The sequence below is a fragment of the Pseudomonas sp. AGC41 genome (assembly GCF_057334555.1).
Map to the genome: position 1 here is coordinate 4,308 of NZ_JBHFJB010000060.1, position 14,958 is coordinate 19,265.

Genomic DNA, 14,958 nt, shown 5'->3' on the forward strand with positions numbered 1-14,958 from the left:
GGGCTGCGCAGCAGCCCCACCCCTGGCAACCCTCAATACTGCAAAAGCCGCAGATAGCGAGCCAAGTCATCTTGTCGCTGGCAACCGATCAGCAACCACAAGAGAATCCTCGATTTGCGTGGGCAGACAAAACCGGCCATCGATGCGCCTCTTTTAACCAGATCCATCTCGCCGCCCTTGAAGCCGTAAGTCGAGTGAGCCGTTGAGCCGGAGTCGCAGCGAGTCGCAACAATGACCGGGATTTTGCCGGCAATGGCAGCGATTGCTTCAGCCCAGGTTTCAGAAACGTGCCCTGCACCGAAACCGGCGATTACCAGCCCGTCGTAACCCAGCGCGAGGATGCTCTCCAGCAACAGGCTGTCGGCAGACAGCGACGCTTGCAAGAGTGCAACCTTGTGCGTCGAGCGCTGTGGCAACGGCAAGATGTGGCGTTGGCGTGGAGGCTGGAAATACTGAACGGCACCCTCCAGTAACAGGCCCGCCGGGCCTACGACGGGCGAAGAAAAAGCCTGCAGTGCCATCGAATCGGTTTTGCGAACCGCCTGCGCCGAATGGATCTGCCCGTTCATGACCACTTGGACGCCACGTCGTCGGCTGTTCTCGGCCAAGCCCACCTGACAGGCATCCAGCAGATTACCCGGGCCGTCGGCGCCTGCCTGGGCTGCGGAGCGCATCGCCCCGGTAAGCACCAAGGGTTCGTCGTGGTTCCACAAGAGATCGAAAAATGCAGCGGACTCCTCCAGCGTGTCGGTGCCTTGGGTGAGGACAACAGCCACCGCACCTTGCTCGATCTGAGAGTTCGCCCAGCGCAGGACGCTCAATAAATGCTCGAAACTCAATGAGGCGCTGGGCAACAGCTGGAGCGTTTCGACGGTGACGCGGGCCAGTGTTCTCAATTCGGGCACCGAAGCCAGCAGGGTTGCGCCGCTGACGGTCGGCACCACTCCATCTCCGAAGATTCGGGCCTGCATGCTCACGGTGCCGCCGAGTGAAGCGATGCTCAGGTTGGGCAAGTCCATGTGATACCTCGCTTGCTTGCAATAAATGGCTGCAACCGCCTACCGGTCGAGATGCAGCCGTGGAAGGGGGCGGCTCAGTTGGCTATCAGGCGTCCGATCAACGGAATGATGAGCAAGGTACTGATAGCCATGGACAGGACATTCGCAATGAAACCGTGCATGTCGGCGGGCAGCCTTTTGGCGATGGCACACGCCAGCGGTGGCGCCACAAGCGCGCCGAGCAAGGCGCTTGAGGCAATCACCTGCCAACTGCCGCCGTAAGTCAGAACTGCGGCAGGCACGACCGATACCAGGGGGATATAGGTCGGATACCATCCCCGCAACCTCCACTGTCGACGCCAGATCATCACGCCCAAGGCCGAGGTCAGCGCTTGTGCAGCGATCAGTTGGGGCAGCAAGCCCGAGCCGTAGACCGGACTCATCGGGTTCAAGGCATAAGCCAGCAAGGCGCCGGATATCAGTCCAAGGCTGGCCCACTCATTGCCGAAGAATGGCGCTTCGGAGAAATCTGCCAGGACTCGGCGCAAGCTCCAGACGATACCGTAGTCGGGTGCACGGCTGGGCGTGGGCCTTGATGGCGTTTCGGATGGCTTCATTGAGGCCTGCGAGCTCACCAGGCTGGGCACATAACGACAGAGCAGGAATGCCATGACACTGGCGACAGCCATCCCCGACACGTTGCCAATCACTGCCGGCAAACCCAGTGGACTGCAGACGTAATTGACCAGCAACAAGCACGCCGGCGTAACCAGCAGTGCACCCATGACTGCGCCGTTGATCGCCACTTTCCAGCCACCGCCAAACATCAGCACCATCGCCGCCGGCAATGAAACGAATGCGGCAAAGGTCGGTTGCCAGGCGGTGGCTGTAACGGTCCAGCCCCATAACAGGTTGCTGAGCAAGAGCCCAAGCAGCGAGCTGGCGACGACCCACGGCCACAGGCCGCTGCCGTAGCAGATGGGAAAGCCTTGCCAGGCCTTTTCCGTTACATTGGCCCGGTATGCCAGGTAGGCACCCGCCAGCAGTCCGATGGACGCAAATTCATGCTTATAAAAGGCGACTTCGCTGATGTCTCCCACAACCCAGCGTAGCCATGAGGTTGGCTGTGGCAAATTCTCCACCATTTGGCCGTAGTCGGGCCAGGAGGCGAGGCTCATGAAAGAAAGCCAGAAGACCAGCGACAGCGCGCCGAGCATCAACAGGATGACTGCAATATCCAGCGATGAACGAGCGGTATACCGGCGTGGGCGTTTTTCGTTTATGGATTCCATTGGATAAGCCCCCTCAGCGCGGCAGGAGAGGGTGCTGGGTATAACCAAGCATCGGATCGTAGAGATCTGAACGCCGATCACGGTGCAGGTCGTTCAGGTTGTTCCAGATGGCGGCGCTACGGGAACTGGTCAGGTCGATGTCGGCGAACAGCACTTCTTCCTGGTCGGCGGAGGCCACCGCACCAATCGGCCAACCATTGGTGCCGGCGATCAGCGAGCAGCCCAGATAGCGGGCACCGCGTTCTTCGCCGATGCGGCTTGCCGCTGCAATGAACACATTATTGACATGGGCTGCCGTCATGGTCAGGTATGACGCCATGCACTTGCCTGCGTCATCAAACAGCGGTGGGGGCGTCCAGACCCAGTTGTTCAGGCTGCAGATGATGTCCGCGCCTTGCTGGGTCAGGATTCGCGGCACTTCCGGAAACCAGATGTCCCAGCAGATCAGCATTCCAATGCGGCCTATCGGGGTTTCGAATACTGGGAAACCCAGGTCCCCTGGTGTGAACCAGAGTTTCTCCAGATTCCACAAATGGGCTTTTCGGTACTTGCCAATGAAACCGTCTGGCCCCAACAGAACACCGGTGTTGAAAAGCCGCATGCCCTCGCGCTCTGTCAAGCCAGCCACCAGGTAAACCTTGTGCTGGCGCGCGAAGTCCTCCCAGGCTTGCACGCTTGGCCCATTGGGGACCAATTCGGAGTGGTCGAATGCGTCCTGTCGGTTGCTGAAGAAATAGCCGGTATTTGATAGCTCGGGCAGAACGATGAGATTCGCTCCGCCGTTTACTGCCTCCAACGCCAGCGCAAGGCTGTGCTGCAGATTCTGCTCATGATTCCTTACGCCGACCTGAGGGTCGAATTGCACAACCGCTACGCGGACAGGACTGGTTGGCTCGCTCATTCAAGAAACCTCTTTTTGTTTTTTATTTTTATTCACGCTGTTTAATTGCGTGTTTATAAGAGGCCAAACGGGCGTGGAGCGTAAGTCAGCCGTTTCCGTGTGGTTTGTAGGGCATCTCCCAAGATGAATGAGCGGAGCTGCTGCGAGAGCAGGATGGGCAGAGCCGAAGCACGTTGTGCCTGGCTCCAGATGCGGTTTCAGGTTGCGGTTTGGTAGTGCGGATAGTCGTTCATGGAAAAACCTCCATTAAACACCGCGGCGGTTTTGTCGCAGATATGAATCGCGGCATCTATGGCGCCCCGAAAGCAAGGCTCCGTCCAGCCGGCATCCACCGAAAACGATTCACCGGAAAAGTACAGGCCCGAATGATGGGCAAAATCCCTGTTGTACTTCATCAGGCTAACCGCGTCGTAATAGGTACCGGGGCGGTACAGCTTGGCGCAACCCAACGAGTTCTTGTCGGTTATCCAGCGTTGGACTACGGCTTGATCGAGCCCGATATAGGGTGAAATCCGTTCCTGGATATTGGTGCATTTCATCAATATCCGGTCCAGCTCCCTGGCGCACTTGCCCACCAGCTCCTTATCGGTGAACGCGGCAAGTTTGGTGGCGTCGTCTTCCCACGTATAGCTCAGGAGGATGCAGTCATAACTGTAGTGGTCGTTGTAGCGGTAGGTGTAGACGTCATGGATGAAGCTGTCGGTGACGATGGCCTGCGGAATCGTCTTGTTCCTGGAAAGGAATGATTTCTTCAGTGGCGCAAAGACCTTGCAACTGGTCTCCCAGTGAGCCGTCTTGTAGGCGCTGATCGTTTCCAGAGGCAGCATCTGCGGGGTGAAGTTCTCAAGCTCGATGCGAGTTTCGATCAGCCAGGAGGGAAGAGTCAAAATGACCGAGTCGAAGTCCTGGAAGCGCTGTTGGGTTTGCTCGGGCAAACGGTGTTTCCAGTCGAAATGGACGCGTATCCTGCCGTTCGCCAGTTTTATCAGTTTCGTAACGGAAGAGTCTGTCAGCAACCCATCCTGTCGTTCACAGCAATGCTCGTAGAACGATCTGCCCGTCTCGGCGGTTTTCATGAATAACAGACACTCGCTCAAAGCGGCGAGCCCGATATAGCGAGGGCTGTCGAAGCTCAATCCCGCCGAATCGGCAGTGGTTGCGTCACGCAACTGGGGTGCAGGCAGCGGATCGCCCATCGAGTCGACCCGACCCAGCACCAATTGCAATTGACTGCTAAATCCAAAGATGGCGGTACGAAGCGGATACAGGGAGCAGACATCATAAAAGGCACCCCAGCTGCCATCGCCTATTCCGATTGCGTAGAAGATCGCGGACTCTTCGGCGGACATCCCCATCCCGCCGAAGTCTCCCGGTGAGCGCTCATTCCAAGCTTGTAATGCAGGCATGCTCACCAGGTCGCGGAACGAGACCCGCTCATATTTCGCCACGATGGCTGACCACATGGCTTCCCATCTTTCGCTGGCGTAAACCTCTGCCACATGCCGAGTCATCCGGTCGGCGAAGGTCGTCCATTTTGCATAGACCTTTTGCAGCTCCTTGCCAGGAGGCGGAGTGTGGCCGTCCTGGTTGTTCCAGATCAGCATTTGTGGCGTCGGCTCGCCGCCAATGCTGCCCTCGCGCAGGTAGATCCCTGTCGAGCGGACCCACTGGCTTCCAGGGTTGGCGAAGTTCGCAGTCAATAGATCAAACGCCTTGGCGTAATAAGCCATCATCGACCGCCCTTCTGTGGGGGGCTCATCCGCCCGGTTGAAGAAGGGCATGCGCATGGCGCCCATTTCGAAAGGCGTATGGCTCGCGCTAGCGTTTTTACTCCCGGGTACGGTCAAGTGCCTGCCGCCTATGCGGCTGGACTGCTCAATCAGAGTGATGTGTTTGAACCCACAACGATAAAGCTCTCTGGCGGCGGTCAGGCCGGTAACGCCAGCGCCAATGATGCAGATGCGATGGTCTGGATCAGTGGCCTTGGCAATGCCATTGTCCTGCTCAACCAGCGCGCGGTAGTCGAAACACAGGTCGGGTGGGTTCGGGAAGCGAGCCGCCCACTTATTGTTCGCCGAGCGCTTGGTTCGAGCGCCGTCGCTGGCGGCGGAGGAGGGGTAGTTATAGCTTGATCCGATAGTCAATTTTCTCGTCCCTGATGGTTTTTTCAGGGCGCGATATTGAATCGTTGACGTGAAGTTGTATGTGAGCGGAGTTCGCTACTCGGGCGTTCTGTGTTCTGCTTTTTATGTAGGAATGTGCGAGGAGGATTGGCCTGAACTGCCAGTGATCAAGGTGGGAGCGAGCCTGCTCGCGAAGAGGTCAGCATGTACAGCAAGCATGCAATCTGACATACCGCCTTCGCGAGCAGGCTCGCTCCCACAATGGAATTAGCATTCAGCGTCGGTCTCACGCCGCCTGCTGGAATTGCTGCCGATACTGGTTCGGTGACAGGTCGGTGTGCTGCCGGAACAGTCGTGCGAAAAAGCTCGCGTCGTCGTAGCCGACTTCGTAACTGATCGTCTTGATGCTCTTGCGGCTGCCGGACAGCAGGCCCTTGGCGGTTTCGATCCGCAGGCGTTGCAGGTAGTGCAAGGGCTTGTCGCCGGTGGCGGTCTGGAAGCGGCGCATGAAATTGCGGATGCTCATGCCGTGCTCGCGGGCGACGTCCTCGAAGCGGAACTTGTCGGCGAAATGCTCCTCCAGCCATTGCTGGATCTGCAGGATGATTACGTCCTGATGCAGTTTCTGCCCGCCAAAGCCGATGCGTCCCGGCGAATAGTTGCGTTGCACTTCATACAGGATGTCCCGCGCCACGGCCTGGGCGACGTTGGCGCCGCAGAAGCGTTCGATCAAGTAGATGTAAAGGTCGCAGGCGGAGGTGGTGCCGCCGGCGCAGAACAGGTTGTCGGCGTCGGTCAGGTGCTTGTCCTGGTTCAGGTGCACCTGGGGGAAACGTTCCTTGAAGGCATTGAAGAAGCGCCAGTAGGTGGTGGCTTCCTTGCCATCGAGCAGCCCGGCCTCGGCCAGCCAGAACACCCCGGTGGCTTCGCCGCAGAGCACCGCGCCGCGAGCGTGTTGTTCGCGCAGCCAGGGCAGGACCTGGGGATAACGTTGGCAGAGCGTGGCGAAGTCATCCCAGAACGCCGGCAGGATGATCACATCGGTATTTTCGAGGCCACCGTCCACCGGCATGACCACGTCGCTGAAGCTGTTGACCGGCTTGCCGTCGGGGCTGACCAGCCGGGTTTCGAACGCCGGGGTCAGGCCGTGGCCCAGCTGTTTGCCGTAGCGCAGGCTGGCCAGGTGGAAAAAATCCTTGGCTTGCATGAGGGTGGAAGCGAAAACCCGGTCGACTGCCAGGATGCTGACGCGCCGCAAGGGCGTGGAGGCGTGCATGGACATAACTCATCTTTATTTTTATAGGGGAAAGTGGTCACCAGACGGCTGGATCGTCTTATTTTTTGTCGGATGTGTCCAGTGTCCTGTCGTACGCCGCAGGCTTAGGCTCTGTCGGATAACCACACCCAACAATAACCAAAGGTGCGCCATGATCCCCAGAACCCTGTTCAGTCCCGAGCACGAGTTGTTTCGCGATACCGTACGAACCTTCCTTGAAAAAGAAGCCGTGCCGTACCACAGCCAGTGGGAAAAACAGGGGCACATCGATCGCCAACTCTGGAACAAGGCCGGGGAGGCGGGCATGTTGTGCTCGCATCTGCCGGAGGCCTATGGCGGGCTGGAAGCTGACTTTCTCTACAGCACGGTGGTAATCGAGGAAATCGGTCGCCTGGGGCTGACCGGGATCGGCTTCTCGTTGCACTCCGATATCGTCGCGCCGTACATCCTGCATTACGGCAGCGAGGCGTTGAAGCATAAATACCTGCCGAAACTGGTGTCCGGCGAAATGGTTACGGCCATCGCCATGACCGAGCCGGGTGCCGGTTCCGATCTGCAAGGCGTGAAGACCACGGCAGTGCTCGACGGCGATGAATACGTGATCAACGGCTCCAAGACGTTCATTACCAATGGCTTCCTGGCCGACCTGGTTATTGTCGTCGCCAAGACCGACCCGAAGGCGGGGGCCAAAGGCACCAGCCTGTTCCTGGTGGAGGCGGGCACGCCGGGCTTTGAAAAAGGCAAGCGCCTGGAGAAAGTCGGAATGAAGGCCCAGGACACGTCGGAGCTGTTCTTCCAGGATGTCCGCGTGCCGAAGGAAAATCTGCTCGGCCAGGCCGGAATGGGCTTCGCCTACCTGATGCAGGAACTGCCTCAGGAGCGCCTGACCGTCGCCATCGGCGGCCTGGCCTCGGCCGAAGCGGCGCTGCAATGGACGCTGGATTACACCCGTGACCGCAAGGCGTTCGGTAAATCCATCGCGGATTTCCAGAACACTCGCTTCAAACTGGCGGAAATGGCTACCGAGATCCAGATCGGTCGGGTCTTTGTCGACCGCTGCCTGGAGCTTCATCTGCAGGGCAAGCTCGATGTACCGACGGCGGCGATGGCCAAGTACTGGGGCACCGACCTGCAATGCAAGGTGCTCGACGAATGCGTGCAGCTGCATGGCGGCTACGGTTTCATGTGGGAATACCCGGTCGCCCGGGCGTGGGCTGATGCGCGGGTGCAGCGGATCTATGCGGGCACCAATGAAATCATGAAGGAGATCATTGCGCGGTCGCTTTGATTATTGCGCTGGATGTCAGATCGCTTTCGCGAGCAGGCTCGCTCCCATATGGGATTTGTGTCGATCGCAATGTAGCGGTCAGACAAAAAGCCCGTGTGGGAGCGAGCCTGCTCGCGAAGGGGCCTATGGATCAATCAAGGCGCCGGATTCGGCTGGTCCTTGTGAATCGCCTCGATTCCCGCCAGCACCTCATCCGACAGCTTCAGGTCGAAGCTGGCGATGTTGCTGTCCAGTTGCTCCAGCGTGGTGGCGCCGATGATGTTGCTGGTCACGAACGGCTGCTGGGTAACAAATGCCAGGGCCATCTGCGCCGGGTCCAGGCCGTGTTCGCGGGCCAGTGCCACATAGCGGCTGCAGGCGGCTTCCGATTGCGGGTTGAAGTAACGCATGAAGCGGCTGTACAGCGTCAGGCGGCCCTTGGCGGGTCGTGCGCCGTTTTCGTATTTGCCCGACAGGAAACCGAACGCCAGGGGCGAATAGGCCAGCAGGCCGCATTGCTCGCGAATGGCGACTTCCGCCAAGCCGATCTCGAAGCTGCGGTTGAGCAGGTTGTACGGGTTCTGGATCGACACCGCGCGAGGCCAGCCGCGGGCTTCGGCCAGGGCAAGGAATTTCATGGTGCCCCACGGCGTCTCGTTGGACAGGCCGATATGGCGGATCTTGCCGGCGCGGACCTGTTCGTCCAGGGCTTCGAGGGTCTCCTCCAGCGGCGTGAAGTCTTCGTCGGCCTTGTGCGTGTAGCCCAATTGGCCAAAGAAATTGGTGCTGCGCTCCGGCCAGTGCAGTTGGTACAGGTCGATCCAGTCGGTCTGCAGGCGCTTGAGGCTGGCGTCCAGCGCTTCGACGATGTGGCGGCGGTTGTGCTTGAGATTCTTGTCGCGGATATAGTCGATGGTATTGCCCGGACCGGCGATCTTGCTGGCCAGGATCCAGTCGGCGCGGTCGCCACGGCTCTTGAAATAATTGCCGATATAACGCTCGGTGGTGGCGTAGGTATCGGCCTTGGGCGGCACGGGGTACATCTCGGCGGTGTCGAGGAAATTGATCCCGGCACCCTTGGCGCGTTCAATCTGGGCGAACGCCTCTGCCTCGCTGTTCTGCTCGCCCCAGGTCATGGTTCCGAGGCACAAGGCGCTGACATTCAGATCGGTACGGCCTAGCTTGTGATACTCCATCGGGGACTCCTTGGGCAAAACAATCATAAAAGCAGGTTGAAATATTTTTCGCAATCTGCATAATTGCGCACCTCTTTCTGCAGTGGAAGTGATGCGCCGCCGCCGAAGAATCTTGCCGTTGAACGGACGCGCCGACCCGAGCCCCCGAAAGCGTCTGTATCCGGCTGCCTTTGACTTGTCAAAGTACGCACTATTCAGTAAGATCCGCCGTCTAATTTACAGGGCGGCCCCTGAGGCTATAAAGAATGAAAACTTTTACTGCTAAACCGGAAACAGTAAAGCGCGACTGGTTTGTCGTCGACGCTGCTGGTCAGACCCTGGGTCGTCTGGCCACCGAAATCGCGAGCCGTCTGCGTGGCAAGCACAAGCCTGAGTACACCCCTCACGTTGACACCGGCGACTACATCGTCGTGATCAATGCCGAGCAAGTACGTGTTACTGGCGCTAAAACCACTGACAAAATGTACTACTCCCACTCCGGTTTTCCTGGCGGCATCAAGTCGATCAACTTCGAAAAGCTGATCGCCAAAGCCCCTGAGCGCGTGATCGAGACCGCGGTTAAAGGCATGCTGCCTAAAAACCCACTGGGTCGCGACATGTATCGTAAGCTGAAGGTTTATGCGGGCGCTGCTCACCCTCATACTGCTCAGCAGCCCCAAGAACTGAAGTTTTAACGGAATAGTTCATTATGTCGGCGACTCAAAATTACGGCACTGGCCGTCGCAAGACTGCAACCGCACGCGTTTTCCTGCGTCCGGGCACTGGCAACATCTCCATCAACAACCGCTCCCTGGATAACTTCTTCGGCCGCGAAACTGCCCGCATGGTAGTTCGTCAGCCGCTGGAACTGACCGAGACCGTCGAGAAGTTCGACATCTACGTCACCGTTATCGGTGGTGGTGTAAGTGGCCAGGCTGGCGCAATCCGCCACGGCATCACTCGCGCCCTGATGGATTACGACGAAACTCTGCGCAGCGCCCTGCGTAAAGCTGGCTTCGTAACTCGCGATGCTCGCGAAGTAGAACGTAAGAAAGTCGGTCTGCGTAAAGCGCGTAAGCGTCCGCAGTACTCGAAGCGTTAATTTCGCTTCCGCGTTCAAAAGGCGCCCAGTTCCTCACGGAGCTGGGCGTTTTTTTTATGCGCGAAATAATTGCTCTGTGACAACTTGCCACATTCGTAGAGTCCCTATACTACAAGGCCTGGCGGTTTGGCCGCTGGGTAATTACCTTGTCAGAATTGGGGGTTTTCATTACCATTCGGCAAAATTTTTATAAGTTCAGATTTTTACTTAGTAGACGCCTGATTTAACAGGCCACAAAGCTGATGGGAGAGGACTGAATGAGCAATGACGGCGTGAATGCAGGCCGGCGTCGCTTCCTGGTAGCAGCCACATCCGTGGTGGGTGCTGCAGGAGCGGTGGGGGCTGCGGTCCCGTTCGTGGGGTCATGGTTTCCCAGTGCCAAGGCGAAAGCCGCAGGCGCACCGGTGAAAGTGAATGTCAGCAAGATCGAGCCAGGCCAGCAGATGATTGCTGAGTGGCGCGGCCAGCCGGTATTCATCGTCCGCCGTACAGAGGAGATCCTGGGGAATCTGAAAAAGATCGAGGGCCAGCTGTCCGATCCCTCTTCCAAGAACTCGGTCCAACCGGAATACGTCAACCCTGAAACCCGTTCGATCAAGCCGGAAGTCCTGCTGCTGATCGGGATCTGCACTCACCTGGGTTGCTCGCCAACGTTCCGTCCCGAAGTGGCGCCTGCCGATCTGGGCAAGGACTGGGTCGGTGGTTATTTCTGCCCATGCCACGGCTCCCACTATGATCTGGCCGGTCGCGTCTACAAATCGCAGCCTGCACCTCTGAACCTGCCAGTTCCCCCGCATTCCTATGAGTCGGACGACATCATTGTCGTTGGCGTCGATACGGAGAAAGCGTGATGAGCAAATTAATGGACTGGTTTGATGCGCGCTTTCCCGCGACCAAGATGTGGGAAGACCATCTCAGCAAGTATTACGCGCCGAAGAATTTCAATTTTTTCTACTTTTTTGGCTCCCTGGCCTTGCTCGTCCTGGTCAACCAGATCGTTACCGGTGTCTGGCTGACCATGAGCTACACCCCGTCGGCGGAGGAAGCGTTTGCCTCCGTCGAGTACATCATGCGTGATGTCGAGTACGGCTCGATCCTGCGTCTGCTGCACTCCACCGGCGCCTCGGCGTTTTTCGTCGTGGTCTATCTGCACATGTTCCGCGGCCTGCTCTACGGTTCGTACCAGAAGCCGCGTGAGCTGGTGTGGGTGTTCGGCATGCTGATCTACCTGGCGCTGATGGCCGAAGCCTTCATGGGCTACCTGTTACCGTGGGGCCAGATGTCTTACTGGGGCGCCCAGGTGATCATCTCGCTGTTCGGTGCGATCCCGGTGATCGGCGACGACCTGACCCAGTGGATCCGTGGTGACTACCTGATCTCGGGCATCACCCTGAACCGCTTCTTCGCCCTGCATGTCGTGGCCTTGCCGATCGTGATCCTCGGCCTGGTGGTGCTGCACATCCTGGCGTTGCACGAAGTCGGTTCGAACAACCCCGATGGCGTGGACATCAAGAAACACAAGGACGAGAACGGCGTACCGCTGGATGGCATCGCCTTCCACCCGTACTACACCGTGAAAGACATCGTCGGCGTGGTGGTCTTCCTGTTCATCTTCTGCTCAATCGTGTTCTTCTTCCCGGAAATGGGCGGCTACTTCCTCGAGAAGCCGAACTTCGAACAGGCGAACGCCTTCAAGACCCCTGAGCACATTGCCCCTGTCTGGTACTTCACCCCGTTCTACGCGATCCTGCGGGCGGTTCCCGACAAGCTGTTGGGTGTAATCGCCATGGGTGCTGCGATTGCCGTGCTGTTCGTCCTGCCGTGGCTGGACCGCAGTCCCGTCAAGTCGATGCGCTACAAGGGCTGGCTGAGCAAGATCTGGCTCTGGGTGTTCTGCATCTCGTTCGTGATCCTCGGCGTGCTGGGTGTGCTGGCACCGACCCCGGGCCGGACGCTGCTGTCGCAGGTCTGCACCTTCCTGTACTTCGCCTACTTCATTCTGATGCCGTTCTACACCAGGCTCGAGAAGACCAAACCGGTTCCGGAAAGGGTGACTGGCTGATGAAAAAGCTATTTTCTGTACTGATTCTTGCTGCTTTGCCTGTCCTGTCCTTTGCGTCCACATCGAGTGGTCCGGAGCTGGAAAAAGTCGACATCGACGTTGCCGACAAAGCGGCCATGCAGGACGGCGCCCGTACTTTCGCCAACTATTGCATGGGCTGCCACAGCGCCAAGTTCCAACGCTACGAGCGCGTGGCCGATGATCTGGGCATTCCCCATGAGCTGATGCTTGAAAAGCTGGTGTTCACCGGCGCCAAGCTGGGCGACCACATGAACATCGGCATGCAGCCGGCGGATGCCAAGACCTGGTTCGGCGCGGCGCCGCCCGACCTGACCCTGGTGGCGCGCGTGCGTGGTACCGACTGGCTCTATGGCTATCTGCGTTCGTTCTATGAAGACCCTGCGCGCCCATGGGGTGTGAACAACAAGGTCTTCCCGAACGTCGGCATGCCGAACGTTCTGGTCGGCCTGCAGGGTCGTCAGGTGATAGGCTGCAAGCAGGTTCAGATCGTCGAGGACGGCAAGAAGCAATATGATCCGCTGACCGGCACCGCTTTGACCCATGAAGCCTGCGACCAGCTGACCATCGTGCCGAATTCCGGCAGCCTGACCCCGGAGCAGTTCGACGAGAAGGTCAAGAACCTGGTGACCTTCCTGGCCTACTCGGCCAACCCGGTGAAGCTGGAGCATCAGCGCATCGGTACGTATGTATTGCTGTACCTGGCGTTCTTCTTTGTATTCGCTTATCTGCTCAAGCGTGAATACTGGAAAGACGTGCATTGATAAAGCTGTAAGCCGTTGCTGTTAATCGTGCGCGCCCAAGGGCGTCTCTGAAGGTGTAACGAGCCTGGTCGGCCAGGTGGTTACGGGAGACGCCCTCTGGGCGCGCTCGTTTTTCCGTTTTTCGATAATTTCTACAAGCGAGGAGGATCGCCATGGGCGTGACCAATCGGTTGGCCTGTTACTCCGACCCCGCCGACCACTATTCCCACCGGGTACGTATCGTACTGGCCGAGAAGGGTGTCAGCGCCGAGATCATTTACGTCGAAGCGGGCCGTCAGCCGCCGAAGCTGATCGAGGTGAACCCTTACGGCAGCCTGCCCACGCTGGTCGATCGTGACCTGGCATTGTGGGAGTCGACGGTGGTGATGGAATACCTGGATGAGCGTTATCCGCATCCGCCTTTGCTGCCGGTGTACCCAGTCGCGCGTGCCAACAGTCGTTTGCTGATCCATCGCATCCAGCGTGACTGGTGTGGGTTGGTGGACCTGATCCTGGATTCCAGGACCAAGGAGCCGGCGCGGGTCGTGGCGCGCAAGGAATTGCGCGAAAGCCTCACAGGCGTGTCGCCGCTGTTCGTCGACAAGCCGTTTTTCCTCAGTGAGGAACAAAGTCTGGTGGATTGCTGCCTATTGCCCATACTCTGGCGTTTGCCGATCCTGGGTATCGAACTGCCACGGCCCGCCAAGCCGTTGCTTGATTATATGGAGCGCCAATTTGCGCGTGAGGCTTTCCAGGCGAGTCTGTCTGGTGTCGAACGTGACATGCGCTAAGGCTTAGGGAGCCGCTATGAACTCCAGTCGACCTTATCTGGTCCGCGCGCTCTACGAGTGGATTGTGGACAACGATTGCACCCCGCACATGCTGGTCAATGCCGAGTATCCGTCGGTACAGGTGCCGCAGGGTTTTGCCAATGACGGGCAAATTGTCTTGAACGTATCGCCGGCCGCTGTGCGGCATTTGCACATGGACAACGATGCGGTCAGTTTCGAGGGGCGCTTCGGTGGGGTGCCGCATACGCTGTACGTGCCGATTGCCTCGATCCTGGGGATCTATGCCCGGGAGAATGGCCAGGGCATGGTATTCGAGCTGGAAGTGCCGTTGGATGGCGAGGAAGAGTTCGAGGTGGATGAAGACCTGCCGCCCGACGACGAGCCGCCGCGTCCTAGCGGGCGGCCGAGTTTGAAAGTGGTGAAGTGATCGGGTCTGTGTGAAAGCCCGGTTACCTGGTTGGGAAATGCCCGTGTCGTGAGATGCGGGCATTTTTTTGTGGGGGTGGGTGGTGTGTATATCCGTTGTTGCGGTCACGACTACTAATGGTTTCGCCCTTACGGCGAGTCACTTTTGGAAGAGCCGGGAGCCGGACCAGCCCAAAGTAACCAATAACGCTCTGCCCGGTATGACTCACCCACATAGGTTACAAATCAGTTCACTCACATAGGTAACAGTTTTTAACTGGCAGGGTCGGTTTTTGAGGATCTGACCATGCCATGGCGAGAGCTGAAACCTATGGACCTGAAACTGCTATTCATCGCGGACTACATCAAAGGCCCACTGGGCAATGCCTGCGTTCGGCCAGCGTGGTGAACGGGGCGGCCCAGATCAAAGTCAAGATCAACAGCGAGGCGGCGTAGTAGCCGGTCTGTTTCTTCAGCTTCACTCCGATCCAACTGTGGGAGCGAGCCTGCTCGCGAATGCGGCCTCACAACCGGCATATCTTTACCGGTCGTACTCCGATCCTATTGTGTGCGAGCTTGCTCGCGATGGCGGCCTTGCAGCCGGCCAGGATTGTTGACCGGGTATATATCCATTGCTGCGGTAACGGCTGCTTGGGGTTCCGCCCTTACGGCGGGTCACTTTTTTCAGACGCCAAAAAAGTAACCAAAAAGGCTTTGCCCCACCACTCGGTGCCTCGCCTAGGCTCGGCATGCCCTCACTCCGGCATTGCTCCGTGGGCCCGCCGCGAAGGGCCGTCCCTGGCCC

General features: G+C 58.4%; 14 protein-coding genes. 8 read left to right on the forward strand and 6 right to left on the reverse strand.

The genetic code is table 11. The features are described from left to right. Positions 1-32 precede the first annotated feature (32 nt). From ACE04F_RS11420 to ACE04F_RS11440, 5 genes are all read right to left on the reverse strand, one after another. A complete protein-coding gene (locus ACE04F_RS11420) occupies positions 33-1,019 on the reverse strand; it encodes an asparaginase (protein ID WP_486106750.1) in 987 nt (328 codons plus the stop codon). 74 nt (positions 1,020-1,093) lie between these two features. Further along, on the reverse strand, positions 1,094-2,290 hold the full coding sequence (locus ACE04F_RS11425) for a hypothetical protein (protein ID WP_486106752.1): 1,197 nt from the start codon (positions 2,288-2,290) through the stop codon (positions 1,094-1,096). A gap of 13 nt (positions 2,291-2,303) precedes the next feature. Beyond that, positions 2,304-3,191, reverse strand: a complete 888-nt coding sequence (locus ACE04F_RS11430; RefSeq protein WP_486106754.1) for a nitrilase family protein — start codon at positions 3,189-3,191, stop codon at positions 2,304-2,306. Positions 3,192-3,388: 197 nt separating this feature from the next. Next, the gene (locus ACE04F_RS11435) at positions 3,389-5,335 is read right to left on the reverse strand and encodes a flavin monoamine oxidase family protein (protein ID WP_486106756.1); all 1,947 of its coding nucleotides are present in this window, start codon (positions 5,333-5,335) and stop codon (positions 3,389-3,391) included. Between the two features lie 265 nt (positions 5,336-5,600). Then, positions 5,601-6,497: a GlxA family transcriptional regulator gene (locus ACE04F_RS11440; protein WP_486106770.1), complete on the reverse strand. Its 897-nt coding sequence runs from the start codon at positions 6,495-6,497 to the stop codon at positions 5,601-5,603. A gap of 244 nt (positions 6,498-6,741) precedes the next feature. Here ACE04F_RS11440 and ACE04F_RS11445 point away from each other — a divergent pair, with 244 nt between their 5' ends. Continuing rightward, a complete protein-coding gene (locus ACE04F_RS11445; RefSeq protein ID WP_434625962.1) occupies positions 6,742-7,878 on the forward strand; it encodes an acyl-CoA dehydrogenase family protein in 1,137 nt (378 codons plus the stop codon). A gap of 134 nt (positions 7,879-8,012) precedes the next feature. Here the strand turns inward: ACE04F_RS11445 and ACE04F_RS11450 are convergent, their stop codons facing one another. Next, complete coding sequence (locus ACE04F_RS11450; protein ID WP_486106758.1) at positions 8,013-9,053, reverse strand: NADP(H)-dependent aldo-keto reductase; 1,041 nt, start codon at positions 9,051-9,053, stop codon at positions 8,013-8,015. A gap of 245 nt (positions 9,054-9,298) precedes the next feature. On the opposite strand from ACE04F_RS11450, the gene rplM reads away from it, so the two are divergent. The 7 genes from rplM (at position 9,299) to ACE04F_RS11485 (ending at position 14,175) form a co-directional block, all read left to right on the forward strand. Then, positions 9,299-9,727 carry a 50S ribosomal protein L13 gene (gene rplM, locus ACE04F_RS11455; protein WP_003205365.1) on the forward strand — a complete coding sequence of 143 codons (429 nt, stop codon included), beginning with the start codon at positions 9,299-9,301 and terminating at the stop codon, positions 9,725-9,727. 14 nt (positions 9,728-9,741) lie between these two features. Further along, entirely contained in the window at positions 9,742-10,134 is a 393-nt protein-coding gene (gene rpsI, locus ACE04F_RS11460; protein WP_003228056.1) for a 30S ribosomal protein S9, read from the forward strand. Between the two features lie 257 nt (positions 10,135-10,391). Next, positions 10,392-10,985, forward strand: coding sequence for a ubiquinol-cytochrome c reductase iron-sulfur subunit (gene petA, locus ACE04F_RS11465; RefSeq protein WP_305496657.1), 594 nt, complete (start codon positions 10,392-10,394; stop codon positions 10,983-10,985). Beyond that, on the forward strand, positions 10,985-12,196 hold the full coding sequence (locus ACE04F_RS11470) for a cytochrome b (RefSeq protein WP_486106761.1): 1,212 nt from the start codon (positions 10,985-10,987) through the stop codon (positions 12,194-12,196). The genes petA and ACE04F_RS11470 overlap by 1 nt, the downstream gene beginning before the upstream one ends. Next, the gene (locus tag ACE04F_RS11475) at positions 12,196-12,978 is read left to right on the forward strand and encodes a cytochrome c1 (RefSeq protein ID WP_486106763.1); all 783 of its coding nucleotides are present in this window, start codon (positions 12,196-12,198) and stop codon (positions 12,976-12,978) included. Before ACE04F_RS11470 ends, ACE04F_RS11475 begins: the two co-directional genes overlap by 1 nt. Positions 12,979-13,130: 152 nt before the next feature. Further along, on the forward strand, positions 13,131-13,748 hold the full coding sequence (locus tag ACE04F_RS11480) for a glutathione S-transferase N-terminal domain-containing protein (RefSeq protein ID WP_003178195.1): 618 nt from the start codon (positions 13,131-13,133) through the stop codon (positions 13,746-13,748). Between the two features lie 16 nt (positions 13,749-13,764). Further along, positions 13,765-14,175, forward strand: a complete 411-nt coding sequence (locus tag ACE04F_RS11485; protein WP_486106766.1) for a ClpXP protease specificity-enhancing factor — start codon at positions 13,765-13,767, stop codon at positions 14,173-14,175. Positions 14,176-14,958 lie beyond the last annotated feature (783 nt).